The organism is Streptomyces sp. JLSY215 (assembly GCF_059682825.1).
In genome coordinates this window covers 5,191,010-5,215,284 of sequence record NZ_CM185022.1, presented here as the reverse complement: position 1 = coordinate 5,215,284, position 24,275 = coordinate 5,191,010, and the positions used below count along the sequence as shown (strand labels likewise).

At 73.1% G+C, this 24,275-nt stretch carries 23 protein-coding genes; 10 read left to right on the top strand and 13 right to left on the bottom strand.

Features of this window, described 5'->3' with window-relative positions; translation table 11 throughout:
- Positions 1-14: 14 nt before the first annotated feature.
- The 5 genes from AC5677_RS23505 to AC5677_RS23485 form a co-directional block, all read right to left on the bottom strand.
- Positions 15-1,910 carry an acetyl/propionyl/methylcrotonyl-CoA carboxylase subunit alpha gene (locus AC5677_RS23505; protein ID WP_497189893.1) on the bottom strand — a complete coding sequence of 632 codons (1,896 nt, stop codon included), beginning with the start codon at positions 1,908-1,910 and terminating at the stop codon, positions 15-17.
- A gap of 21 nt (positions 1,911-1,931) precedes the next feature.
- Positions 1,932-3,530, bottom strand: coding sequence for an acyl-CoA carboxylase subunit beta (locus AC5677_RS23500; RefSeq protein ID WP_497189892.1), 1,599 nt, complete (start codon positions 3,528-3,530; stop codon positions 1,932-1,934).
- The gene (locus tag AC5677_RS23495) at positions 3,527-5,350 is read right to left on the bottom strand and encodes an acyclic terpene utilization AtuA family protein (protein WP_497189891.1); all 1,824 of its coding nucleotides are present in this window, start codon (positions 5,348-5,350) and stop codon (positions 3,527-3,529) included. The genes AC5677_RS23500 and AC5677_RS23495 overlap by 4 nt, the downstream gene beginning before the upstream one ends.
- A complete protein-coding gene (locus AC5677_RS23490) occupies positions 5,347-6,156 on the bottom strand; it encodes a TIGR03084 family metal-binding protein (protein WP_497189890.1) in 810 nt (269 codons plus the stop codon). The genes AC5677_RS23495 and AC5677_RS23490 overlap by 4 nt, the downstream gene beginning before the upstream one ends.
- Before the next feature lie 236 nt (positions 6,157-6,392).
- On the bottom strand, positions 6,393-6,872 hold the full coding sequence (locus AC5677_RS23485; protein ID WP_497189889.1) for a MarR family winged helix-turn-helix transcriptional regulator: 480 nt from the start codon (positions 6,870-6,872) through the stop codon (positions 6,393-6,395).
- 102 nt (positions 6,873-6,974) lie between these two features.
- Between AC5677_RS23485 and AC5677_RS23480 the strand changes: the two genes are divergently transcribed.
- Together AC5677_RS23480 and AC5677_RS23475 are read left to right on the top strand one after the other, a co-directional pair.
- Complete coding sequence (locus AC5677_RS23480; RefSeq protein ID WP_497189888.1) at positions 6,975-7,871, top strand: NmrA/HSCARG family protein; 897 nt, start codon at positions 6,975-6,977, stop codon at positions 7,869-7,871.
- A complete protein-coding gene (locus tag AC5677_RS23475; protein ID WP_497189887.1) occupies positions 7,868-8,287 on the top strand; it encodes a MarR family winged helix-turn-helix transcriptional regulator in 420 nt (139 codons plus the stop codon). The genes AC5677_RS23480 and AC5677_RS23475 overlap by 4 nt, the downstream gene beginning before the upstream one ends.
- 114 nt (positions 8,288-8,401) lie before the next feature.
- Here the strand turns inward: AC5677_RS23475 and AC5677_RS23470 are convergent, their stop codons facing one another.
- Positions 8,402-9,136 (bottom strand): XRE family transcriptional regulator, encoded by a 735-nt coding sequence (locus AC5677_RS23470; RefSeq protein ID WP_497189886.1) that lies wholly within the window; start codon positions 9,134-9,136, stop codon positions 8,402-8,404.
- A 282-nt stretch (positions 9,137-9,418) separates the two neighbouring features.
- Here AC5677_RS23470 and AC5677_RS23465 point away from each other — a divergent pair, with 282 nt between their 5' ends.
- The 3 genes from AC5677_RS23465 to AC5677_RS23455 are packed head-to-tail and all read left to right on the top strand — an operon-like array spanning position 9,419 to position 10,085.
- Positions 9,419-9,652 carry a hypothetical protein gene (locus AC5677_RS23465; RefSeq protein WP_497189885.1) on the top strand — a complete coding sequence of 78 codons (234 nt, stop codon included), beginning with the start codon at positions 9,419-9,421 and terminating at the stop codon, positions 9,650-9,652.
- Complete coding sequence (locus AC5677_RS23460) at positions 9,652-9,843, top strand: hypothetical protein (RefSeq protein WP_497189884.1); 192 nt, start codon at positions 9,652-9,654, stop codon at positions 9,841-9,843. The genes AC5677_RS23465 and AC5677_RS23460 overlap by 1 nt, the downstream gene beginning before the upstream one ends.
- Positions 9,840-10,085 carry a hypothetical protein gene (locus tag AC5677_RS23455; RefSeq protein WP_497189883.1) on the top strand — a complete coding sequence of 82 codons (246 nt, stop codon included), beginning with the start codon at positions 9,840-9,842 and terminating at the stop codon, positions 10,083-10,085. Before AC5677_RS23460 ends, AC5677_RS23455 begins: the two co-directional genes overlap by 4 nt.
- Before the next feature lie 68 nt (positions 10,086-10,153).
- Here AC5677_RS23455 and AC5677_RS23450 read toward each other — a convergent pair whose 3' ends face one another.
- On the bottom strand, positions 10,154-11,062 hold the full coding sequence (locus AC5677_RS23450; RefSeq protein WP_497196729.1) for an EamA family transporter: 909 nt from the start codon (positions 11,060-11,062) through the stop codon (positions 10,154-10,156).
- 233 nt (positions 11,063-11,295) lie between these two features.
- Here AC5677_RS23450 and AC5677_RS23445 point away from each other — a divergent pair, with 233 nt between their 5' ends.
- Positions 11,296-12,159 carry a LysR family transcriptional regulator gene (locus tag AC5677_RS23445; protein WP_497189882.1) on the top strand — a complete coding sequence of 288 codons (864 nt, stop codon included), beginning with the start codon at positions 11,296-11,298 and terminating at the stop codon, positions 12,157-12,159.
- Positions 12,160-12,220: 61 nt separating this feature from the next.
- Here the strand turns inward: AC5677_RS23445 and AC5677_RS23440 are convergent, their stop codons facing one another.
- On the bottom strand, positions 12,221-15,148 hold the full coding sequence (locus AC5677_RS23440; RefSeq protein WP_497189881.1) for an FAD-binding and (Fe-S)-binding domain-containing protein: 2,928 nt from the start codon (positions 15,146-15,148) through the stop codon (positions 12,221-12,223).
- Positions 15,149-15,164: 16 nt separating this feature from the next.
- Entirely contained in the window at positions 15,165-16,610 is a 1,446-nt protein-coding gene (locus AC5677_RS23435; RefSeq protein ID WP_497189880.1) for an FAD-binding oxidoreductase, read from the bottom strand.
- A gap of 55 nt (positions 16,611-16,665) precedes the next feature.
- On the opposite strand from AC5677_RS23435, the gene AC5677_RS23430 reads away from it, so the two are divergent.
- Both AC5677_RS23430 and serC read left to right on the top strand, forming a co-directional pair.
- The gene (locus tag AC5677_RS23430; RefSeq protein ID WP_497189879.1) at positions 16,666-17,688 is read left to right on the top strand and encodes a helix-turn-helix transcriptional regulator; all 1,023 of its coding nucleotides are present in this window, start codon (positions 16,666-16,668) and stop codon (positions 17,686-17,688) included.
- Positions 17,689-17,774: 86 nt separating this feature from the next.
- Positions 17,775-18,893, top strand: a complete 1,119-nt coding sequence (gene serC / locus AC5677_RS23425) for a phosphoserine transaminase (protein ID WP_497189878.1) — start codon at positions 17,775-17,777, stop codon at positions 18,891-18,893.
- A gap of 101 nt (positions 18,894-18,994) precedes the next feature.
- Here the strand turns inward: serC and AC5677_RS23420 are convergent, their stop codons facing one another.
- The 3 genes from AC5677_RS23420 to AC5677_RS23410 all read right to left on the bottom strand — a co-directional run bounded on the left by AC5677_RS23420 (position 18,995) and on the right by AC5677_RS23410 (position 21,685).
- Positions 18,995-19,750 carry a DUF6333 family protein gene (locus AC5677_RS23420; protein ID WP_497189877.1) on the bottom strand — a complete coding sequence of 252 codons (756 nt, stop codon included), beginning with the start codon at positions 19,748-19,750 and terminating at the stop codon, positions 18,995-18,997.
- 61 nt (positions 19,751-19,811) lie between these two features.
- On the bottom strand, positions 19,812-20,684 hold the full coding sequence (locus AC5677_RS23415) for an ABC transporter permease (protein WP_497189876.1): 873 nt from the start codon (positions 20,682-20,684) through the stop codon (positions 19,812-19,814).
- Positions 20,681-21,685, bottom strand: a complete 1,005-nt coding sequence (locus AC5677_RS23410; protein WP_497189875.1) for an ATP-binding cassette domain-containing protein — start codon at positions 21,683-21,685, stop codon at positions 20,681-20,683. Before AC5677_RS23410 ends, AC5677_RS23415 begins: the two co-directional genes overlap by 4 nt.
- Positions 21,686-21,807: 122 nt before the next feature.
- Here AC5677_RS23410 and AC5677_RS23405 point away from each other — a divergent pair, with 122 nt between their 5' ends.
- Together AC5677_RS23405 and AC5677_RS23400 are read left to right on the top strand one after the other, a co-directional pair.
- Positions 21,808-22,611, top strand: coding sequence for a TetR/AcrR family transcriptional regulator (locus AC5677_RS23405; protein ID WP_497189874.1), 804 nt, complete (start codon positions 21,808-21,810; stop codon positions 22,609-22,611).
- 111 nt (positions 22,612-22,722) lie between these two features.
- Positions 22,723-23,154, top strand: a complete 432-nt coding sequence (locus tag AC5677_RS23400; RefSeq protein WP_497189873.1) for a PPOX class F420-dependent oxidoreductase — start codon at positions 22,723-22,725, stop codon at positions 23,152-23,154.
- Positions 23,155-23,184: 30 nt separating this feature from the next.
- Here the strand turns inward: AC5677_RS23400 and AC5677_RS23395 are convergent, their stop codons facing one another.
- Positions 23,185-24,198, bottom strand: a complete 1,014-nt coding sequence (locus AC5677_RS23395; protein WP_497189872.1) for an SdiA-regulated/phytase-like domain-containing protein — start codon at positions 24,196-24,198, stop codon at positions 23,185-23,187.
- Positions 24,199-24,275: the final 77 nt, after the last annotated feature.

Genomic DNA, 24,275 nt, shown 5'->3' with positions numbered 1-24,275 from the left:
GCGTGCGGCGCCGCTCAGTCCGCGACGACGGCGAGCAGCGCGCCCATCTCGACCTGCTGCCCGGTGCGGGCGGGCAGGGCGGTGAGGGTGCCGGGGGCCGGTGCGGTGATCTTGTGTTCCATCTTCATGGCCTCCAGCCACAGCAGTGGCTGCCCGGCCTCGACCCGGTCCCCCTCGGCGAGCCCGTCCGCGATGCGTACGACGGTGCCGGGCATCGGGGCGAGGAGGGAGCCGGGTTCGGTGCGGGCGGCGGGGTCGGGGAAGCGGGGCAGGGCGGTGAGGGTGCGGGCGCCCAGGGCCGAGTCGACGTGGATCCGGTCGCCGTAGCGGGAGACGGTGAACGTCCGTCGCAGACCGTCGGTTTCGAGGACCGCTTCGTCCGGTGCGAGGGCGATGAGGCGTACGCCGGGGAAGTCCTCGGCGACCAGGCCGTCGCGCCCGAGCCGGTAGCGGATCTCGTACTCGGTGCCGGCGCAGGCGTAGGTCTTGGACTGCGGCCCGGACGGGACGTTGCGGAAGCCCCCGAAGCGGGAGCGGCCGTGCGCGTCGGTGAGGGCGGCGGCGAGGGCGAAGACCCCGGTGCCGGCCGGTGTGTCCTCGGTCAGGGCGGCGAGGTGGCGGTCGTAGAAGCCGGTGTCCAGTCCGGTGGCGTCGGCGAACTCCGGGTGCCGCAGGGACCGTACGAGCAGCTCGCGGTTGGTGACGGGGCCGTGGACGCGGGCGCGTTCGAGGGCTCCGGCCAGTTTGCGTACGGCCTCGTCGCGGGTCGGGGCCCAGGCGATGACCTTGGCGAGCATGGGGTCGTAGTGGACGGTGACGGTGTCGCCGTCGGTCACGCCGGAGTCGAGGCGTACGCCGTCGGGCAGCGCCAGCCGGTGCACGGTGCCGGTTCCCGGGCGCCAGCCGGCCGCCGGGTCCTCGGCATAGAGGCGGGCCTCCACGGCGTGTCCGGAGGCGGTGGGCTCCGTGGCGTCCAGCGCCCGGCCCTCGGCCACCCTGATCTGGAGGGCGACGAGGTCGAGGCCGTAGATCTCCTCGGTGACCGGGTGTTCCACCTGGAGGCGGGTGTTCATCTCCAGGAAGTACGCCCGTCCGTCGGCCGGGACCAGGAACTCCACGGTTCCGGCGCCCCGGTAGTCGATGGCGCGGGCCGCCTGGGCCGCGGCCCGGTGCAGGGTCTCGCGCAGCGCGTCGGACAGGCCGGGGGCCGGGGCCTCTTCGATGACCTTCTGGTGGCGTCGCTGGAGGGAGCAGTCGCGGGTGCCGAGCGTCCAGACCGTCCCGTGGTCGTCCGCGAGGATCTGCACCTCGATATGGCGGCCGCCGAGGATGTACGGCTCGACGAAGACCTCGCCGTCGCCGAAGGCCGCGGCCGCCTCGTCCTCGGCGGCCTTCAACTCGGCCGGCAGGTCGGCCAGTTCGGTGACCACGCGCATGCCCCGGCCGCCGCCGCCCGCCGCCGCCTTCACCAGCAGCGGCAGATCGGCCTCGGTGGCCGCCGCCGGGTCGACCGGCGCGAGCAGCGGCACCCCGGCCGCCGCCATCAGTTCCTTGGCCCGGGTCTTGGACGCCATCGCCTCGATCGCGGCGGGCGGCGGCCCGATCCAGGTCAGGCCGGCAGCGGCCACGGCGGCCGCGAAGGCCGCGTTCTCGGAGAGGAACCCGTAGCCGGGGTGGACGGCATCGGCGCCCGCCGCCAGCGCGGCCCGCACGATCGGCTCGGCGCGGAGGTAGGTGTCGGCGGGGGCGTCGCCGGGGAGTCGTACGGCGGCGTCCGCCTCGCGGACGTGCGGCGCGCCGGCATCCGCGTCCGAGTGCACGGCGACGGTGGAAATACCCAGCTCACGGCAGGTGCGGAAGACCCGCCGGGCGATCTCGCCACGGTTGGCGACCAGTACGGAACGGATCACTTCTGCCTCACCACTCACATCTCACATCCGGAAGACGCCGAAGCCGCCCCGCGCGCCCTCGACCGGCGCGGTGTGCAGGGCGGACAGACACAGGCCGAGGACGGTGCGGGTGTCGCGCGGGTCGATGACGCCGTCGTCGTACAGCCGCCCGGACAGGAACATCGGCAGCGACTCCGACTCGATCTGCTGCTCCACCATCGCGCGCAGCCCGGCGTCGGCCTCCTCGTCATACGGCTGCCCCTTGGCCGCGGCCGAGGCGCGGGCGACGATCGACAGCACGCCCGCCAGCTGCTGCGGGCCCATCACGGCGGACTTGGCGCTCGGCCAGGAGAAGAGGAAACGGGGGTCGTAGGCCCGGCCGCACATGCCGTAGTGCCCGGCGCCGTACGAGGCGCCCATGAGGACGGACAGATGCGGGACCGTGGAATTCGACACCGCGTTGATCATCATCGCGCCGTGCTTGATGATGCCGCCCTGCTCGTACTCCTTGCCGACCATATAGCCGGTGGTGTTGTGGAGAAAGAGCAGCGGAATATCCCGTTGGTTCGCCAACTGGATGAATTGTGCGGCCTTTTGGGATTCGGCGCTGAACAGCACGCCCTGGGCATTCGCGAGAATGCCGACCGGATAGCCGTGCAGCTCGGCCCAGCCGGTGGCCAGGCTCGGCCCGTACAGCGGCTTGAACTCGTCGAAGTCGGAGCCGTCGACGATCCGGGCGATGACCTCGCGGGGGTCGAACGGTGCCTTGAGATCGCCGGGGACGATGCCCAGCAGCTCGTCCGCGTCGTACGCGGGCGGCGCGGCCGGCGCCGGATCGGTCCCCGCCTTGCGCCAGTTGAGGCGGGCGACCACCCGGCGCGCCTGCCGCAGCGCATCCGGTTCGTCCAGCGCGAAGTAGTCCGCGAGGCCGGAGGTACGGGCGTGCATCTCGGCGCCGCCCAGCGATTCGTCGTCGCTCTCCTCGCCGGTCGCCATTTTCACCAGCGGCGGCCCGCCGAGGAATACCTTGGCCCGTTCCTTGACCATGATGACGTGGTCGGACATTCCCGGGACGTAGGCGCCGCCCGCCGTCGAATTTCCGAAGACGACGGCCACGGTGGGAATTCCGGCCGCCGACAGCCGGGTGAGGTCCTTGAACAGCGCCCCGCCCGGGATGAAGATCTCCTTCTGGCTGGGCAGATCCGCGCCGCCCGATTCGACCAGCGAGACCACCGGCAGCCGGTTGGCGTACGCGATCTCGTTGGCCCGCAGCGCCTTCTTGAGCGTCCAGGGGTTGCTGGCGCCGCCCCGTACGGTCGGGTCGTTCGCCGTGATCAGGCACTCCACGCCCTCGATCACCCCGATACCGGTGACCAGGGACGCCCCGACGGTGTAGTCGCTGCCCCAGGCGGCGAGCGGGGACAGTTCGAGGAAGGGCGTATCGGGGTCCAGGAGGAGTTCGATGCGTTCGCGGGCGAGGAGTTTGCCGCGCCCCCGGTGGCGGGCGACGTACTTCTCGCCGCCGCCCGCGACCGCCTTGCCGTGGGCGGCCTCGACCTCCGCCAGTTTCGCGAGCATCGCCGTACGACGCTCCGCGTAGTCGGCGCTCGTCGCGTCGAGGGCGGTTTTGAGCACGGTCACAGCAACACCTCCGGTATCTCCATGTGCCGCGTGCGCAGCCACTCCCCCAGGGCCTTGGCCTGCGGATCGAACCGGGCCTGGGACGCGACGCCCTCGCCGAGCAGTCCGTCGATGACGAAGTTCAGGGCGCGCAGGTGCGGCAGCAGGTGGCGGTCGATCGGCAGATCGGCGCATTCGGGGAGGAGTGCGCGCAGCCGGTCGGTGGTCAGGGCGTGGGCCAGCCAGCGCCACGCCTGCTCGCTACGGGCCCAGACGCCGATGTTCGCCGCGCCGCCCTTGTCGCCGCTGCGGGCGCCGGCGATCAGACCGAGGGGGGCGCTGCGGGTGGGCAGGGCGGGGTCCGGCGGCGCGGGCGGCTCCGGGTCCGGCAGTCGCGCCAACTCGCGGGTTTTCGTGGCGGGTTGGACGGTGAGCCGGGTGCCGTCGGGGAGGACGGCCGTGTGCGGGACCTCGTCCGCCGGTACCGCCACCGCCTCGAAGACGCCGTACGGGGTGCCCTTGCCGGGCGGCGCGGTCACATGGAAGCCGGGGTAGCTGGCCAGCGCCAGCTCGACCGCGGCGCCGCTGACCGCCCGCCCGACCGCGTCCTGATCGGCGTCGCGCACCACCAGCCGCAGCAGCGCGCTCGCCTCCTCCTGCACGTCGGCGTCCGCCCGGTCGGTACGGGCCAGCGTCCAGCGCACCTCGGCGGGGCGGTGCGCCGCGGCGTCCAGGGCGGCCTCCATCTGGCGGCGTACGAGGCGGGCCTTGGCCGCCACGTCCAGCCCGGTCAGCACGAAGGTGACCTCGTTGCGCCAGCCGCCGAGGCGGGTCAGCCCGGTCTTGAGGGTCGGCGGCGGCGCCTCGCCGCGCACCCCCGCGATCCGGACCCGGTCCGGCCCGTCCTGCGTCAGCCGTACGGTGTCGAGCCGGGCCGTCACGTCCGGCCCGGCGTAGCGCGCACCGGCCGTCTCGTACAGCAGCTGGGCGGTGACCGTACCCGTCGTGACCGCGCCGCCGGTGCCGGGATGCTTGGTGATCACCGAGCCGCCGTCGGCGGTGATCTCGGCGAGCGGGAAGCCGGGCCGCAGCAGGTCGGGGGCGCCGTCGTCGGCGAAGAAGCTGTAGTTCCCGCCGGTCGCCTGGGTGCCGCACTCCAGCACATGCCCGGCGACGACGGCACCGGCCAGCTGGTCCAGGTCCTGCGGCCGCCAGCCGAAGTGCGCCGCGGCGGCCCCGCTGACCAGCGCGGCATCGGTCACCCGGCCGGTCACCACCACATCGGCCCCGGCCCGCAGGCACTCCGCGATCCCCCCGCCGCCCAGATAGGCATGGGCGGTCAGCACGCCCTCGCCCCAGGACCGCCGGTGCAGCAGGTCATCGCCCTCGACATGGGCCACCCGTACGGGCACACCGGTCTTCGCCGCCAACTCCCGCACCGCATCGGCCAGTCCGGCCGGATTCAGCCCGCCCGCGTTGGTGACGAGCCGCACACCGCGCTCGGCGGCCAGCCCCAGCCCCTCCTCCAGCTGCCGCAGAAAGGTGGTGGCGTAGCCGCGCCCGGGGTCCTTGAGGCGGTCCCGGCCGAGGATGAGCATGGTCAGCTCGGCGAGATAGTCGCCGGTCAGTACGTCGAGGGGGCCGCCGGTGAGCATCTCGCGGAGGGCGTCGAAGCGGTCGCCGTAGAAGCCGGAGGCGTTGCCGATGCGCAGGACGGCGGGGTCGGCTCCGATGGGGCGGGCGGGGCGGCCCGTCGCGGCTGTGCCGGCGGGGCGGCCCGTCGCGGCCGTGCCGGCGGGGCGACTCGTCGCCGCCGTGGGGCCTATGGGGCCGTCGGTCATCGGGCGCCGCCGTTCCCCGCCGGGGCACGGCCCTTCCCCGGCGGCCCGGCGAAGGCCTGCGCGATGCCGAGCCAGCGCTCCGCGTCCGCCCCTTCGCTCCGCAGGGTCGGCAGATCGGCGCGATGCGCCCGCTGGGTGACCAGCAGACAGAACTCCAGCGCGTCCCCAGTCACCCGCTGCGCCGCGTCCTCGGGCCCGTACGCCCAGAGCTCCCGCCCGCCCGGCGCCCGCAGCTCCACCCGGAACTCCTCCCCGGGCGGGGTGAGCTGATGAACGGAGTAGGCGAAGTCGCGGGTCCGCACCCCGATCCGGGCGATATGGCGCAGCCGGGCGGTGGGGATACGCGTCACGCCCAGCGCGTCGGCGACGTCCTGTCCGTGCGCCCAGGTCTCCATCAGCCGCGCGGTCGCCATCGAGGCGACGCTCATCGGCGGCCCGTACCACGGCAGTTTGTCGCCCGCCGGCCAGTTGGCGAGCGCCTCCCACAGCGCCTCGCGGCCGGTCCGCCAGTCCTTGAGCAGTGCGGCGGGCGGCGTCCGCGCCCCGGCCTCGGCCCCCTCGTCGACGAAGGTCAGCGGCGCGGCGAGCGCCTCCGGTACGGCCTCGCGGACGAAGCGGTCCGGGTCGGCGGCGGCGAGCAGCGACTTGCGGTCGGTCCAGGCCAGATGGGCGATCTGGTGGGCGACGGTCCAGCCCGCGGCGGGTGTCGGCGTCGCCCACCGGTCGGCGGGGAGCCCGGCGACCAGGGCGTCCAGCTCCTCGCTCTCTTCCCTGAGGTCCGCAAGTACGGCGCCGGGTTCGGACACGCGACACTCCCCTCGTCGCGCCAACTGCCGTGCGGGCAGGGCGCATTGACATCGGCGTACGGATATACGGATGCGGTGCGATGCGGTGCGGGTGCTGGAGCGAGCCTGGCAGCGGCGGCAGAAACAATCAAGCACGCCTGCATGATTTTCCGCCACGGAGATGCCCGGCGCGGCACCGTCGCCCGCCGCACGCGCAGTCACCCCAAGGGGATCCGACACCAGTCGGCCGGCGGGGCTCAGTCCGGCTTCGGCCGGGACCGCAGGTGTCGCATCTGGGTGTGGCTGAGGTCGTTGGCCCGCCGCATGTGCCGGGTGATGACTTCGAGTTCGTCGTCGGTGTGGTCGTCGAGGAGCGTCTGCCAGGTCCGGCCGAGGTCGTCCCAGAGCGCGGTGACGCGGGCGAGGCGGTCCGGCACGGTGGTGACCAGCACCCGGCGGCGGTCCTGCTGGTCGGGGGCGCGGACCACGTAGCCGCCGCGTTCGAGCCGGTCCACCAGGCGGGTGGCCGAGCCCGTGGTGAGGCCCGTCATATCGGCGATCTGCTTGACGGTGAGCGGTCCGGGTTCGGCCGTCATCAGGCTCAGGCACTGCACATCGGTCGGGTGCAGCCCGAGGTGGTCGGCGACCGCCTGGTTGAACAGGACATACGCCGCCAGATAGCGGCGGGACTCCATGGACAACTCCTCGTACAGCCGGGCCCGGCGCGGGTCCGCCATCTGGATCACACTCCAATTCACTGCGCGACGCAGCGATCTGTCGTATTCTGCTGTGCGACGCAGTTAATGCGCTGCGCAGTTATTTTACCTCGTGGAGGAACCATGCTCACCGTGGCCGTCACCGGAGCCACCGGCGCCCAGGGCGGAGCCACCGCCTGCGCCCTGCTGGCCGCCGGCCGTCGGGTCCGCGCCCTGACCCGCCGTACCGACTCACCCGCCGCCCACGCCCTCCGCGGCCTCGGCGCCGAGGTGCGGCACGCCGACTTCGACGACCGGGCCTCCCTCGACGCGGCCCTCTCCGGCGTCGATGCGCTCTTCGCCGTCACCACACCGTTCGGCGCCGACACCGCCACCGAAACCCGGCAGGGCAAGGCCCTCGTCGACGCCGCGGCGGCCGCCCGCCTCGGGCACGTCGTCCTCACCTCCGCCGCCCACGCCGACCGCCGCACCGGCGTCCCGCACTACGAGAGCAAACGCCTGATCGAGGAGCACCTGCGCGCGGCCGGCGTGCCCTGGACCGTGATCGCCCCGGCGGCGTTCATGGACAACTACGCCTCCGGCTGGACCCTCGACGGGCTGCGCGAGGGCGTCTTCGCCTGGCCCATGCCCGCCGACCGGCCCCTCACCCTCATCCCCGCCACCGACATCGGCGCATTCGCCGCACTGGTCCTCCAGCGCCGCGACGAGTTCGCCGGCCGCCGTATCGACATCGCCTCCGACGAGTGCACCCCCCGGCAGATCGCGGACGCCCTCGCGGCCGCCCTCGGCCGTCCGGTCGCGCACCAGGAGGTTCCCCTGGACTACGTCCGGACCCGGTCCGACGACCTGGCGGCGATGTTCGCGTACTTCACCACCACCGGCCTGGACGTCGACGTCGCCGCGCTGCGGCGCGACCACCCCGAGGTCGGCTGGCAGAGCTTCGGCGACTGGGCCGCCCGCCAGGACTGGCCCGCGCTGCTGTCCTCCAGCTCCACCTCCACCGAAGGAGCACCGTCTTGAAACCCATCGGCTACTGGCTCAACCGCACCGACCAAGCACTCACCCGCTCCATGGACGACGTGCTGTCGGAGTTCGGCCTCACCCGGATCGCCTGGCAGGTCCTCAACCTCCTGCGCGACTCCCCCGAAGCCGCCGAGTCAGACGTCCGGTCGGCCCTCGCCGCCAACGCCGACGTCGCCACTCTGACGGCCGCCGTCGACACCCTGCTCACCGACGGCTGGGCGACCCGTCCGACACCGGACCGGCTCGCCCTCACCCCGACGGGACGTCAGCGTCTGGCCGGCGTCGCCGCGCGCGTCGATGCGTTCCGCGCGCTGTCGATGACCGGCATCTCGCCGGACGAGTACCGCACCGCCGTGCGCGTGCTGGAACGCATGACGCACAACGTCGAAAGCGCGACGGGGCCCAGCCGTTGATCATGTCCTGCCGTGGGCCGTGGGCGAGCCTGCCGGCACACATCGGCAGATGCGGTGAATCCGGCGCGCCACCCGTTGGCAGCGGCCGCACGCTGATCGCGTCTCGCCATGGCCTTATCCCTCCGGTACTGGGGTGCCACGCTCCCAGAGTTCATCGCAGTGCGCCATGAACCGCGAGAAGACCCCGTCGTCGCTGTGCCGGCGCAGATGCATCAGCGGCGAGTCGTGTCCGACAGCCGTTGCCAGGTGTGGGGTGACGAGCGCTTCGTCGTCGAAACGGAAGACCGACAGCGAGACATGGTTCATGGCGTCGGCCGGCGTCGAGAAGCGCGCTTCGAGACCGGGGACCCGCCCCAGCCTCGCAAGCTGCTCAAGAGTGGTGTTGATCCGCGTGGAGACCGTCAGCGAGACACCCTCGATCTCCTCGCGTTGGCGTGTGACGTCCCCGCCGGGGTCACCGAGCAGGAAGCGGACGCGGCAGCCGCGCTCGGCCTTGCGGCGCAAGGTTTCCGGGAAGGCCGGCACCTGTGTCCACAGGAAGTAGGACGTGAAGCCGCCGAAGAACAGCTCATCGCTCGCGTCCTCGATCAGCTTGGCCCAGACGCCGGACGGGCAGGCCGACCGGTACGCGTAACTCTCCACGATCTCCCGGCCGCCACCGGCCCTGAGCCGTTCCTTGACGGCCTTCGGCCACAACATCTCTGCCTCAACTCCCAATGCATTGGAGGCGTCTTCACGATTCCTCGCGTGCGGGATCAGTTCTTCGTCCGCGACCCACCGTTCCACGGTCTTGCCGGAAACTCCCACGCGGAGGGCAAGCATCCTGGGCGAAAGCCCCGCCGTCTCCATAGCTGACCGTAAGGCCGTATTCAAGGCTCCCCCTGGGGACGTTTGGGCGTTCTTCGACCGTAGCCCCAGAAGGCCCGGCAGTCCCGGGAAACGGCGCGATACGACCCTCACGGGCGGTCAGTCTGGCCTCGACGAAGACCCCCGCGGCCGTGGTGGACGGCCCGGGGGCGTGGCCATCAACCCTGAGAGGTTGACGACGTGATGCAAGCTATCGCGAGACTCTGTTGCCCGCTCTTGCGGATGCTGTTTCCGGCCCCTGGGCGCCACCGGGCGCCAGGTCCGGTGACGTCTCCGCCTGTCCTGGTCGAGGACATTCCGGCCGTCCTGCCTCCGCGACACATGCGACCGGAGCCGCTGCGCGGCGAGGACTCGTACCTGATCCGCCCGTACGTCCTCACCCATGAGGAGCGGCGGGAACGCCGGGCTCAGCGCGGACGGCGGCAGGCGTTGTGGCTTGCCGTGCACGGGTACGACGTGGGGCCGCGCTGGATTCACGGTGTGGAGGTGGGGGCCTGATGGCCCGCATGTGCCGGCCCGTTCAGTTGGGGGAACCGGCGCCGGAGCCCGTGCCGGTTGCGGGATGTGACGTGTGCGGGGCGCTGGCCGAGCAGCGGGCCACGGCGTACGCCGTCGGGGACCGGTCGAAGGTGTCGGACTGCAACGTCGAGATGCGGCGGCACGCCCATCCGCAGGTGGTGCGGGTATGAGCGAGGGCAGTGGCAGCGGCAGTGCGCGCCGCAGGAACAGGAATGTGTCGTATCAGGATCCGCTTGCCGTGCCGCGTTCCGGTCTCGCGGACCCCAGTTGCTGCCCGGGGTGCGCTCTGCTGAAAGAGCAGCTGCGCGAAGTCCTCTGGGCGCAGAACGGCCTGGCCTTGTGGGAGGTGCTCGACAACATGACGAGGCACAAGGAATACGGGCATCCGGACGGGCCGGCCCCGCCCCAGTAGGTCGGGGCGGCGGTCGCTCGGCAGGGCGGGCCGGCGGGCGGTGGCACGGCCGAGCCCCGCCCGTCACCTCACGTGTGCGCCTTCCCCGCGCTCCGTACCGCGCCCACGCTCGCCACCACGACCAGGCCGATGGCCAGCACCTCGGCCCAGCCCAGCGCCTGGTGCAGCACGAGGAAGCCCGCGGTGGCGCCCGCGGCCGGCTCCAGGCTCATCATCACCGCGAAGCCGGACGCCGGAAGCTTGCGCAGGGCGAGCAGTTCCAGGGTGTACGGCAGGACGGACGACATCAGGGCGACGGCCGCGCCCAGCCCCAGGGTGACCGGGTCCAGCAGGGCGGCCCCGGCGGTGGCGATGCCGAGCGGCAGGCTGAGCACCGCCGCGACGGTCATCGCCAGCGCCAGCCCGTCCGCCTGCGGGAAGCGCTGACCCGTACGGGCCGAGAGCAGGATGTACGAGGCCCAGAGCCCGCCGGCCGCCAGCGCGAACGCGGCGCCGACGAGATTGAGACCGTCGAACCCCTCGCGCCCCAGCAGCACCACGCCACCCAGCGCCAGCGCCGCCCACACCAGGCTCAGCAGCCGGCGTGAGGTGGCCACCGACAGGATCAGCGGCCCGAGGAACTCCAGGGTCACCGCGGCGCCCAGCGGGATGCGGTCGATCGCCTCGTAGAAGAGCGAGTTCATGGCGACCAGGGCGACGCCGAAGGCGAGCACCGTGGCCCAGTCGCCGCGCGTGTAGCCGCGCAGCTTGGGACGGCAGATCAACAGCAGCACCAGCGAGGCGGCGACCAGCCGCAGCGTGACGACGCCCAGCGCACCGGCCCGCGGGAAGAGCAGCACCGCCACGGAGGCGCCGAACTGCAGCGAGACGATCCCGCCGATCACCAGCGCCACCGACCCGATCCGTCCGCGCGCCCCGGCCGCGCCCGAGGCCCCTGCCGCGGCCTCGGCCGTCAGCACCTCCGGCGACGGTGGCACGGGCTGCGGGATGCCGCCGTCACGGGGGTACGCGGAAGAGGCGGCCGTGGCGCCGACGGGCGAGGCGCCGGCCCCGGTCGCACCGGGGAGATCTGAGGTACGGGGGGAAGCAGAGGCGGGGCCGGTCGGTATCGGGCCGTCGGCGCTGCCATGGCTGGAATTCACATCCCTACGCTAAGGCTCGCCCTTCCGTCCGTGAAATGCCGTTTCCGCTGTTGTTATGCTCCGCGCGTATGAGCGTCGAGCTGCGTCATTTCCGTTGCTTTCTGGCCATCGCCGACACGCTCAGCGTGACCCGCGCCGCCGAACGCCTCCATCTGACCCAGCCCGCCGTCTCCCGTACGCTCCGGCAGCTGGAGCAGGAAGTGGGCGTCCGCCTCGTCGACCGCTCCACCCATCACCTCGCGCTCACCCCCGACGGCCTCGCCTTCCGCGACCGGGCGGCGATCGCGGTCACCGCCTTCGACCGCGCCCTCGGCCACGCCCGCGGCGCCGCCTGGCCGCTGCGCCTGGGGCACGCCTGGTCGGCGGCCGGCACGTACACCACCGCCCTGCTCCGCCGCTGGCACGAGGAACACCCCGACACCCCGCTCGAACTCCTGCGCATCGACGACCGCACGGCCGGCCTCGCCCGCGGCGATGTGGACGCGGCCCTGCTCCGCGGTGAGGTACGCGCGCCGGGCCTGGTCACCGAGCGGCTCACCACCGAACCCCGCGTCGCCGGCCTCCCCGCCGACGACCCGCTGGCCCACCGCGCCGCCCTCTCCCTCACCGAGCTGTCCGACCGCACCGTGGCCCTGAACACCGTCTCCGGCACCACCACCCTCGACCTGTGGCCCGAGTCCGCCCGCCCGGCCACCACGATCACCATCGGCAACACCGACGACTGGATCGCCGCCGTCACCGGCGGCCGCGCCATCGGGGTCACCACCTCCGCCACCGCCGATATGCACCCCCACCCCGGAGTGGCCTATGTCCCCCTCACCGACGCCCCGCCGGTCCCCGTGATCCTCGCCTGGCGCGACGGCCCCGGACACCCGCGCATCCCGGATCTGGTCGCGCTGGCCCATGAGGTCCTCGGCGGGGCGGACGGCTAGGGACGGCCAGGGCGGAGAGGCCCCGCCCGGCGCGGCGCGGGTGATCCGCGCCGTCGCGGCGTCACCGCTCCCCCGTATCCCGCTCCCCCGCATCCCTCTCGTCCGCCGGCTCCCCCAGCGCCTCCGCGAGCACCTCCGCGAGATGGCGTCCCGGGCGGCCGGCCAGCTGGTCGAGCTGGGTCCGGCAGGAGAAGCCGTCGGCGAGGATCTCGGTTTCCGGTCCCGACTCCCTTACGGCGGGCAGGAGTTGCTCCTCGGCGCAGGCCGCGGAGACCTCGTAGTGACCGCGTTCGAAGCCGAAGTTGCCGGCCAGGCCGCAGCAGCCGCCGCTCAAACGGCCGGTCAGACCGGCCTGTTCGCGGAGGCGTCGGTCGGCGGCGTCGCCGAGGACGGCGTGCTGGTGGCAGTGCGTCTGGCCGGCGACGGGGCGGTCGATGCGGGGCGGCCGCCAGTCGGGGGCCAGCGTCACCAGGGCTTCGGCGAAGGTCAGGACGGAGGAGGCGAGCCGGGCGGCGCGCGGGTCGCCGGAGAGGAGTTCGGGCAGGTCCGTACGGAGGGCGGCGGCGCAGCTGGGTTCGAGGACGACGAGGGGGTGGGCGCCGTCTCGGAGCAGCGGGCTCAGGATGTCGACCGTGCGGCGCATGACGGCGCGGGCCCGGTCGAGCTGGCCGGTGGAGACATAGGTCAGCCCGCAGCAGAGCGGGCGGTGGCGGCGGGGCGTCCGTCCCGCCGGGCGCAGGGGTGCGGTCGGCGGGAGGAGGGGGCGCAGGCCCGCCGCTTCCAGGACCCGTACCGCCGCCCGGCCGACCTCCGGGGAGAGGTGGTTGGTGAAGGTGTCGGGCCAGAGGATCACGGTGCGGCCGCTCTCCGGGGGCCGGCGGCGCCACCACCAGCGGGTGAAGGGCTCGGTGGCCAGGCGGGGGATCGCGCGCTCGGGGGCGATGCCGCCGAGGCGTTTGGCGACGGCGGCCAGCGGCGTACGGGCGAGGGCGTTGAGGACGGGGGCCGCCGGGGCCGCGGCACGGAGCCACTCCGGCAGGCGCCCCAGCGCGTAGTGCGCGGCGGGGCGGATGCGGCCCGCGTAGTGGTGGTGCAGGAATTCCGCCTTGTACGTGGCCATGTCGACGCCCACCGGGCAGTCGCTGCGGCAGCCCTTGCAGGAGAGGCAGAGGTCGAGGGCGTCGCGTACCTCGGGCGAGCGCCAGCCGTCGGTGATCACCTCACCGGCCAGCATTTCGTGCAGGAGACGGGCCCGGCCGCGGGTCGAGTGCCGTTCCTCGCCGGTGGCGCGGAAGGAGGGGCACATGACGTCCGTGGCGGCGGGACCCAGGGTGGCCGTACGGCATTTGGCCACGCCCACGCAGCGGCGTACCGCGGCGGAGAAGTCGCCCTTGTCTTCCGGATAGCCGAACTCCACCGGGACGGGACGCCTCGGCAGGACGTCGAAGCGGAGGTTCTCGTCGAGGCGGGCGGGGCGTACGAGCATGCCGGGGTTGAGGCCGGCGGCCGGGTCCCACAGGTCCTTGAAACGGCCGAACACCTCGACCAGCTCCCGGCCGTACATCTTCGGCAGGAGTTCGGCGCGGGCCTGGCCGTCTCCGTGTTCGCCGGAGAGGGAGCCGCCGTGGGACACCACCAACTCGCCCAGGTCGTAGGAGAATTCGCGGAATCGGCGGATGCCGGGATCGCTCATCAGGTCGAAGTCGATACGGATGTGGATGCAGCCGTCGCCGAAATGACCGTAGGGGGTGCCGCGCAGGCCGTACTGGGCGAGGAGGGCGCGGAAGTCCCGCAGGTAGGGGCCCAGTCGGGGCGGTGGGACGGCGCAGTCCTCCCATCCGGGCCAGGCCTCGCCGCCGTCCGGCGTACGGGTCGCCGTGCCGGAGGCGTCCTCGCGGATCCGCCACAGGGCGCGTTGGCCGGCGGGGTCCGCGACGATGGTGTGGTCGGTGGTGCCGTCGGCCGCCGCCCGGCTCAGCGCCTCGGCGCGGGCGGCGGCCTCCGCGGGGCTTTCGCCGCCCGTCTCCACGAACAGCCAGGCGCCGCCCTTGGGCAGCCCGGACGCGTCGCCGACCAGGTCGGCGGCCATGCCCTCGACGGTGAGCGGGCCGTGTGCCAGGAGGGTGTGTGCGGCTTCGGCGGCCGCGCTCTCGTCCGGGTAGCCGAGGACGGCGAGCGCCCGCGCCGCCGGGGTCTCCACCAGGCGGACCGCCGCCTCGGTCAGTACGCCGAGGGTGCCCTCGCTGCCGGTCAGGGCGCGGGCGAGGTCGGTGCCCGCTTCCGGCAGCAGGGCGTCCAGGGCGTAACCGGAGATCCGGCGGGGCAGGTCCTGGGGATAGCCGGTGCGCAGGAGCGCCAACTCCGCCGCCACCAGCGCCTTGACGCCGTCCCGGAGACGGGGCGGCAGGCCGGTCGGCGCGCCCGTGGAGTCCGTGCCGCGCCCGGCCCGTACCCGCTCGCCGCCGTACGTCAGCAGCTCCAGTTCGCGGACGCTGTCGGCGGTGGTGCCCCAGGCCACCGAGTGGGAACCGCAGGAGTTGTTGCCGATCATGCCGCCGAGGGTGCAGCGGCTGTGGGTGGAGGGGTCGGGGCCGAAGGTCAGGCCGTGCGGGGCCGCGGCGGCCCGCAGGTCGTCCAGGATGACGCCCGGCTGGACGACGGCGGTGCGGGACTGGGGGTCGAGGGATTCGATGCGGTGCATATGGCGGGTGAAGTCGAGGACCACGCCGACGCCGGTCGCCTGCCCGGCGATGCTGGTGCCGCCGCCGCGCGGCACCACGGGTACGCCGTGCTCCCGGCACACCCGCAGCGCCGCCGCGACGTCGTCGGCGTCCCGGGGCGCGACCACCGCCCGGGGCACCCGCCGGTAGTTGGACGCGTCCATCGTCATCAGCGCCCGGTCGGCGGCGGCGAACGAGACCTCGCCGCGCACCGCCGCCGTCAGGTCGTTCGCCAGGTCCCGCTGCTCCGTCTCCGTACGATCAGCCATGCCCCCAGCCTGCCCGTCATGAGGCGTCGGATGTGTCGATCGCCCCGCCCGCGAAGGGGTGGAACGGGAAGAGGCCGCCGGGATCGTGGGCGGCCCTGAGGTCCGCCAGCCGCCGGTGCAGGCCGGTCCCGTGGAGGCTGCGCGCCACCTCCGCCGCGTCCGCCCGCGTCCGCTGCTCGCCGAACAGGAAGTTCACATTGCGGCCGATCCGCCACGGCGCGACGGCCGCCAACGCCTCGTCGTGCAGCGCCCGTACGGCCGCGAGCTCGGTGCCGTCCGTGGGCGAGAGCACCGACAGCGCGAAGCGGGCGGCGCGGTGGCCGACCGCACCGGCCGCTGAGCGTGCGGCCATCGCCCCGCCCAGGTGCCGCAGCTGAACCACGACCATCATCGGCGCCGCGGGTCCGCTCAGCGCGGCCACCCGGCGCAGCGCGGCCGCGTCCAGGCCGCTGAGCAGCGCGTTGTCGCCGTGGTAGGCGTGCGGGTCGGTGGGGTCCTGGTGGATGGTGCCCGAGGCGGTGTAGGGCATCTCGCGCAGATCGTCATGGGCCCGCGGGCCGACCGCGCGCAGCGGCGCCACCAGCTTCTCGCCGTCCTCGGCGCTCCCCGTGTAGGCGATCCGGATCTGCGCGAGATAGCGGCCGCGCAGCGCGTCGGGCAGCTGGGGGATATCGGGATAGGCGATCAGCGCGAGCGAGGACGTCAGCTCGTCCGGGACGGTGTCCGTCCAGTGCAGATACGCCGCGAGCGCGTCGTCGATCCGCTCCCCGTCGAAGACCAACTGGCCGCCGTACAGCCGCGCCACCGGCATCAGCGCGAACTCCATCGCGGTCACCACCCCGAAGCCGTGGCCGCCGCCGAGCAGCGCCCGGAACAGGTCGGGGTCGGTGTCGGCGGTGAGGTGCCGCTGCCGGGCGTCGGCCGTGACGAGGTCGATGGACCGGACGTGGTCGGCGGCGAAACCGTAGGTGCGGGCCAGGATCCCGACCCCGCCGCCGAGGGTGTAGCCGATGACGCCGACGCCCGGGGAGGAGCCGTTGAGCGGGGCGAGGCCGTGCGGGGCGGCGGCCTCGACGACCTGGCCCCAGACGGCGCCCGCCGCGACGCGTGCGGTGCGGGCCGCCGGGTCCACGTGCACGCCGGACATCCGCCGGGTGGTGATCAGCAGCCCGCCTTCGGTGGCCGCGGACAGCCCGTGGCCGGTGGCCTGGACGGCGACCGGGAGGCCCTGTTCGCGGGCGAAGGCGACGGCGGCGGCCACATCGTCGGCCGACTCCGCCCCGACGATGACGGCCGGGCGGTGCCGGTAGGCGGTCTGGAAGCCGGAGCGTTCGGCGTCGTAGCCGGCGTCGGAGGGGAGGAGTACGGGTCCCTGGACGCGGCGGACGAGGCCGGCGAGCGCCGCCGGATCGGGCGCGGGGGTGGTGGCGGAGTGCGGGAGGAGTGCGTCGGTCGTCTGCATGCCCCGCACTCTCACGGCATAACTTGACACCCGCCGTCATATATAAAATCCGGGGGTGAAGTCGGACCGTCTGCTGTCGATCCTGCTGCTGCTCCAGACGCGCGGCCGGGTCCCCGCCTCCGAACTCGCCGCCCGGCTGGAGGTCTCCACCCGGACCGTCTACCGCGACATCGAGTCGTTGTCGGCGGCCGGTGTGCCCGTCTATGCGGAGCGCGGGCGGCACGGCGGCATCGCGCTGCTGCCCGGCTTCCGTACGGATGTGACGGGGATGACCACCGACGAGGCGCGCGCCCTGTTCATCCTGGCCACGCAGGGCGCGCACTCCGCCCTCGGGCTGGACGACGCGCTCGGTTCGGCGCTGCGCAAGGTGATGGCGGCGCTGCCCGCGCCGCACCGCCCGGCCGCCGAGCTGGCGAGCCGCCGCATCCTCGTCGACCCGGACAAATGGCTGGCCCGCCCGTCTCCTGACATGCCGTCTCCCACCGCCGTCGACCTGGACGTCCTGAACACCGCCGTCTTCACCGATCTGCGGCTGCGCATCCGCTACCGGCACAGCGGCGAGACCCGGCTACGTACGTACACCGTCGATCCGTACGGGCTGGTGGTGAAGGCCGGCACCTGGTACCTCGTCGCCGACCGGCGCGGCACGCCGCGGCTGTTCCGCGCGGACCGGGTGGCGTCGGCGACCCTCACCGACGCCCCGGTGCGGCGGCGCGCGGGCGTGGAGCTGGCGGAGGTCTGGCAGGAGCTGCGGAGCGGGGTGGAGGAGCGCCCGGTGGGAGTCCGGGTGACCGCGCGGATCCGGCCCGAGCGGCTGGATCTGGCGGTACGGATCCTGGGGCCGGCGCTGGCCGGACCGCCCCGGAGGGGGGACGCCGAGGACGACTGGGCCGTCATCGAGCTGGCGTACCCGGTGATCGAGGCCGTCCGTCAGCTGCTCCAGTTCGGCGACACGCTGGAGGTGCTGCACCCGCCCGAGGCGCGGCGGGTGATGGCCCGTGCGGCGGCCGCCCTCGGCGAGATGTACGGCGGGGAGGGGGCCGGGCCGCGGGATGATCATCCGAGCCGCCGGCCGTGATCCGCCGTCTCACCGCACGACTCGCCGTCATCTCATCCGGTGGACGCACCGCCGGAGCCCCCACCGCGACGGATTAGGCTGCCTCCGTGGCTGATATCCAGATTCCCGCCGACATCAAGCCCGCCGACGGACGCTTCGGCGCGGGCCCCTCCAAGGTGCGTACGGAGGCGCTCGGCGCCCTGGCCGCCACCGGTACCTCTCTCCTCGGTACGTCCCACCGCCAGGCCCCGGTCAAGAACCTGGTCGGCAAGGTGCGCGACGGCGTACGCGACCTCTTCCAGTTCCCCGAGGGCTATGAAGTCGTCCTCGGCAACGGCGGTTCCACCGCGTTCTGGGACATCGCGACGCACGGCCTGATCGAGAACAAGTCCCAGCACCTCTCCTTCGGCGAGTTCTCCTCCAAGTTCGCCAAGGCCGCGAAGCTCGCGCCGTGGCTGGCCGAGCCCAGCGTCATCTCCGCCGACCCGGGCAGCCACCCGACGCCCGAGGCCGAGGCGGGCGTGGACGTCTACGCCTTCACCCACAACGAGACCTCGACCGGCGTCGCCGCGCCGATCCAGCGGGTCGCGGGCGCCGACGCCGGCTCCCTGGTCCTGGTCGACGCCACCTCCGGCGCCGGCGGCCTCCCCGTCGACATCGCCGAGACCGACGTCTACTACTTCGCCCCGCAGAAGTCCTTCGCCGCCGACGGCGGTCTGTGGCTGGCGGCGTTCTCCCCCGCCGCCCTGGAGCGCGCCCGCGCCATCCACGCGTCCGGCCGCCACATCCCGGAGTTCTTCTCGCTGCCCACGGCGATCGACAACTCCCTGAAGAACCAGACGTACAACACCCCGGCCCTGTCCACCCTCTTCCTGCTCAACGAGCAGCTGGAGTGGATCAACGGCCAGGGCGGCCTGGACTGGGCGGTCCGCCGCACCGCGACCTCCGCGCGCACCCTCTACGGCTGGGCCGAGGACTCCAAGTACGCGACCCCGTTCGTCGTCGACCCGGCCAAGCGCTCGCAGGTCATCGGCACGATCGACTTCAACGAGGACATCGACGCCGCCGCCATCGCCAAGGCCCTGCGCGCCAACGGCATCGTCGACACCGAGCCGTACCGCAAGCTCGGCCGCAACCAGCTGCGGGTGGCGATGTTCCCGGCGATCGACCCGGCGGATGTCGAGGCGCTGACCGCCTGCATCGACTACGTCATCGAGAAGCTCTGACGGTCGCCGCGCACTGCGCACAGGCGGAGAGGCCCCGGCCCCGGCACGTTGTGGCCGGGGCCTCTTCGCTGTCCGGGCCTCTTCGGCAACGCGGTTGACGCTCAGGACCTGCCTATCCACACCTCGTCCCGGCAGAAGGCGGCTCCGCCGGTATGGCGGACGCGGAAGAGGGACATCGGGCCGGGGCCGGACGTGAACCCCCAGAGCGCGAGTCGCCCGAGGGCGGACCAGTCGCGCTCGGAGACCTCCTCGTCGAGATCGAACCCCGCGTACCTCGCCGTCGCGTGATCGATGTGAAGGGCTCGCAGCACTTCCTCCGGATCGCCGTAGACCTCCCAGTCCTCGTCGTCATCGCAGTCCCATCCGAAAACGCGGAGGTTCTCCACGCCGGGGAGGGACACCTCGTTCTCGAGGTAGGCGTTCCCCCAGCTGAGGTCGACCGACCCGACGATCCGGGCCTCCGGGTGCCGGGCACGCTGGCGCGCGATCTCGGACGTCATCCCGTCCGCGAGGAGATCGCTGCCCAGCGCCGGATCGTTGATCCGTACGACACTGCCCCAGCATCCGACCGCGACGAGGTCGAGGTCGGCCCGCACCTCGGGCGTCGGCGGATACCGGCAGTCCGGCAGCTGCTCCAGGACCTCCGCCACCGTCCCCAGCGACTCGACGACCTCGCGGGCGCGCACCGGGTCGTGCGCGGCCGTCGCCGGACCGTCGTACTCGCCCGGAGCGGGGAACGGCGGGAAGAGCAGGGTGAGGTCGACCGCGCCCCCGGCTCGCACGCTCGTCCGGGGGTCGGGCTCGGGGGCGTCGTGCACGGGGCCGCCGGCCGCATCGAGATCAGGTTCCATTGCCATGCCGCAATGCTAAGTACCGGCACTGACAACGCAGTTGGGCCACCCGATGCGGCCGGTCCGCTCACCGGGCGAGCCGCTGGAACCTGCGCACCGCAAGCGGCAGGAACACCGCCGCGATGACCACCGGCCACACCACCGCCATCAGCACCGCATGCGACTCCACCCAGCTCCCGCCCGAGGCCACCGGGTTGCCGAACAGCTCCCGGGTGGCGTTGGCCGTCGAGGAGACCGGGTTCCACCGCGCGAGGGTGCCCAGCCAGTCCGGCATCTTCGACGGCGGGGTGAACACGCTGGAGATCATGGCGAAGGGGTACGCGAGGGCGTACAGACCGCCGGCCATCTCCTGGTTGGGGACCAGGAGGCCGATCAGGACGCCGATCCAGGTGAGCGCGAAGCGCAGCAGCAGGAGCAGGGCGAAGGCGGCGAGGGTGGCGGCCGGGCCGCTGTGGGAGCGCCAGCCGGTGAGCACGGCGATGACCGCCAGCACCGCCAGGTCCAGGACCGCGCCGAGCGCATCGGAGACGCCGCGCCCGCTGACCACGGCGGACGGCGCCATCGGCATGGAGCGGAAGCGGTCGGTGACGCCGCGGTCCCGGTCGATGACGACGACCAGCGCGGTGTTCATGAAGCCGAAGGAGACCGTCATGGCGAAGATGCCGGGCATCGCGTAGGCCGTGTAGTCGGCGCCGTCGCCCACGACCATCGCGCTGCCGAAGACATGGACGAAGAGGAGGGTGGAGACGATCGGGAAGCCGAGCCGCCAGGCGATGTTGACGGGTTGATTGACGAGGTGGGTGAGGTCGCGGCGGACGACGGTCCAGCAGTCCGCGAACGCCCAGTACAGGCGCCGGAAGGCCGTCTCGCCACCGTCCGGGTCCGCGGGCCGTGGCCCCTTGCCGCCGTGCGGGATGTGCAGCACCGTTCCGGCACTCATACCGACGCCACCTCCGCCTTCTCGCCCGTAGGGTGTCCGGTCAGCCGGAGGAAGACCTCGTCCAGGGTGGGCCGGCGCAGCCCGATGTCCGCCACGCCGACCCCCTCGTCCTGCAGGGTGCGGGCGACCTCGGTCAGCGCCGCGACGCCGTCCGTCACCGGCGCCCCGACCCGCCGTTCCGCCTCGTCCGCCGTCGGCCGGACGCCGTCCGCGGCGACCCGCGCCACGGCCGCCGCCGCCCGCGGCAGATCGGCGGCCGTCCGCACCACCACCTGGAGGCTCTCCCCGCCCACCTCCCGTTTCAGCTCGGCGGAGGTGCCGTCGGCGATCGTCCGGCCGTGGTCGATGACGGCGATACGGTCGGCCAACTGGTCGGCCTCGTCGAGGTACTGGGTGGTCAGAAGGACGGTGGTACCGGTCGCCACGAGCGAGCGGACCGCCTCCCAGACCTCGTTGCGGCCGCGCGGATCGAGGCCCGTGGTGGGCTCGTCGAGGAAGAGGACGTCGGGCGCGAGGATCAGGCTGGCGGCCAGGTCGAGGCGGCGGCGCATACCGCCGCTGTAGGTCCTGGCCTGCTTCCCGGCCGCTTCCCCCAGGCCGAACCGTTCGAGGAGTTCGACGGCTCGCGCGCGGGATCCGCGGGCGCCCAGATGGAAGAGCCGCCCGAACATCTCCAGATTCTGACGACCGGTCAGCATCTCGTCTACGGCGGCATACTGGCCCGCCAGCCCGATCCGCCGCCGCACCCGCAGGGGCTCGCGGGCCACGTCGCAGCCGGCCACCGTCGCCCGGCCACCGTCCGGCCGCAGCAGGGTGGCCAGGATGCGGACGGCCGTGGTCTTGCCCGCGCCGTTCGGGCCGAGCAGCCCGTGCACCGTGCCGCGGCGCACGGCGAGATCGAGCCCGTCCAGCGCCCGTTTCTCCCCGTACCGCTTGGTCAGCCCCTCCACCAGGACCGCGTCGCCCGCTTCCCCGCGCGCGCCCCGCACACCGACCGCCATCGCTTCCCCTCCCGCGTCATGGACGCCCGCAAGCGGCGCCCGCCATCAAACTGGGTACACCGTACCCGATTGCGCGTACGGCGTACCCAGTTAATGTCGCGGCCGCATAGAATGACCGCACCATGACGACAGAACACAGCGGCAGCGGCGATGTCTCACGGAGCCTGGAGCTGCTCTGGGGCACCGGCGAACGCCCCAGCCGGGGACCCAAGCCGGGCCTGACCCTCGACCGGATCGTCACCGCGGCGGTGACAGTCGCCGACGCCGAGGGGCTCGGCGCGCTCTCCATGCGCCGGGTCGCCGCCGAGCTCGGCGTGGGCGCCATGTCGCTCTACCGCTACGTACCGGGCAAGGGCGAACTCCTCGACCTGATGCTCGACAAGGTCGTGGAGTTCGACGCCGCCGCACACCCCGACCCCGCCGCCGGCTGGCGCCCCGCGCTCGAAGCCGTCGCCCGCAACAACTGGCGGCTGCACCTTCAGCACCCCTGGCTGCTCCAGGTCGACCAGACGCATCCGCTGCTCGGGCCCAACGCCCTGGACGTGTTCGAGTACGCGCTGCGCGCCCTGACCGGCACGGCACTGACCGACCGCGAGAAGGTCCATGTCATGGTCGCCCTCGACGGTTTCGTCCACGGCACCGCCCGCACCCAGCTCAACTCCGCCCACGCCGAACGGCGCACCGGCATCAGCGCCGAGGACTTCTGGCGCGCCCAGGAGCCGATCCTCAGCAAGGCCATGCGCAGCGGCCGCTACCCGACCTTGGCCCAACTCGCCGAGGACGCGTTCACCGGCGACGACAACCCGGTCTTCGAACTGGGCCTGTCCGCGCTGCTGGACGGCTTCGCCGCGACCCTCGCCGCCCGCACCCCCGGCTCCCGCCAGGACGGGCCTGGGGACGGGCTTGAGGATGGCCCCGGGGACTGACCTCCGAACGGCCCCCGAACGGCCCTCCGAAGAGCCCCCCGAACGGACGCATCGCGGAATCAGACCCCCTCACGGAGTGACGAAACGGGACGGATATGCCTGGATGGAGGCATGACGACCCCACCGAGCCCCGGTCTCGCCGAGTTCGAACGCCAGGGAGCGATCCTGCTCACCACATACAAGCGGGACGGCACCGGCGTCGGCACCCCCGTCAATCTCGCCGTCGACGGCGACCACGCCTACTTCCGCACCTACGGCAGCGCCTGGAAGGTCAAGCGGATGCGGAACTTTCCGGAGGTGGAGATCTGCGCCGCCACCTGGCGCGGCCGGCCGACCGGTCCCACATACAAGGCACGGGTGCGGCTGCTCGACCCGCAGACCCGCGAGTACCGGCGCGCCGAGCGCTCCCTGACCCGTAAGTATCCGCTGATCCACGGGCTGCTGGTGCCGCTGGCGCACCGCCTCAAGAAGGAGAAGTCGCTGCATTACGAGCTGCGCCTGACGGAGGACGCGGGCCCCGCTGGGGGCATGGGCGCCCCGTAGCCCACCGGCGCGCCCCGTAGCTCCCGGCCCCTACCGCTTACGCACCATCCGGCGCAGCCCCACCACCGCCACCGCGACCACCCCGAGCACCAGCGCCCCCTTCACCACACCGGGCTCCGTCGCGCCGGTGGACCCGGTCCCCGAACTCCCCTTCCCCGCGCCTCCGTTGCCCCCGGCCCCGTCCTGCGCCGCGGAGTCGTCCTTCACCGAGTCCGGCAGCTGCGCCCCGCTCAGCCCGACCGGCTCGACCGTGCTGTCGCTGCCCTCCGACCCGTACATCAGCGTCCGGCCGTCGCGGGTGAAGGTCACCGACTCCCCCTGCTGCTGGATCGGCGCCCCCACGCTGCCGATGTCCTTCGGGCGCCCGTTCTGCCAGCGGTACATCCGGGCGCCGAAGTAGCCGCGCATGACCATCCGGGTGCCGTCCGGGGAGAACGCCCCGTCCGTCACCCACAGATCGATCGGCGCGACCTTGCGGAACACGTTGGTGCCGGTGGTCGTCAGCCGTTGCGGGCCCTCGTAGAGCGCGCCGCCGCCGTCCTGTTTCTTGCTGGCGATGTAGACCCGGCCGGTCTTGGGATGCACCATCAGCGCCTCGGCGTCGCGCGGCCCGTCCGCGTACTTCACGGTGAACTGGGCGGCGGTGACGGTGGCGTCGCGCAGCCGCTTCGGCTCGGGGAACCGGTAGATCCACACATGGCTCCAGGTGCCGCCGAGGTTGTCGCCGATGTCGCCGACGTAGATGTTCCCGTCGGGGCCCAGCGAGATGGCCTCCACATCGCGCGGCGCTCCGATGCCGCGCAGGGTGATCCGCGCGACCGTACGGCCGGATGCGGAGTCGACGGCGTAGACGTACGGGCCGTCGTCGCTGTCGTTGTGGGTCCAGTAGATCCCGGGGTGCGCGCGGCTGGCGGCCAGCCCGCTGGACTCCGTGATCCGGGAGTCGCCGATGGTGAAACCGTCGGGCTCGTCGGCGGCGGCCGGCGCGACCGCCGCCGCCCAGAGGATCCCCGCGGCACCGGCCGCGCACAGAAGCGAACGCATGGGGAAAGAGTGCCATCCCGGAGCGGGGGCGGGGCGCGTGGCCGCGGCGGCGCATGGGTGCACGGCCGCGTGGCCAG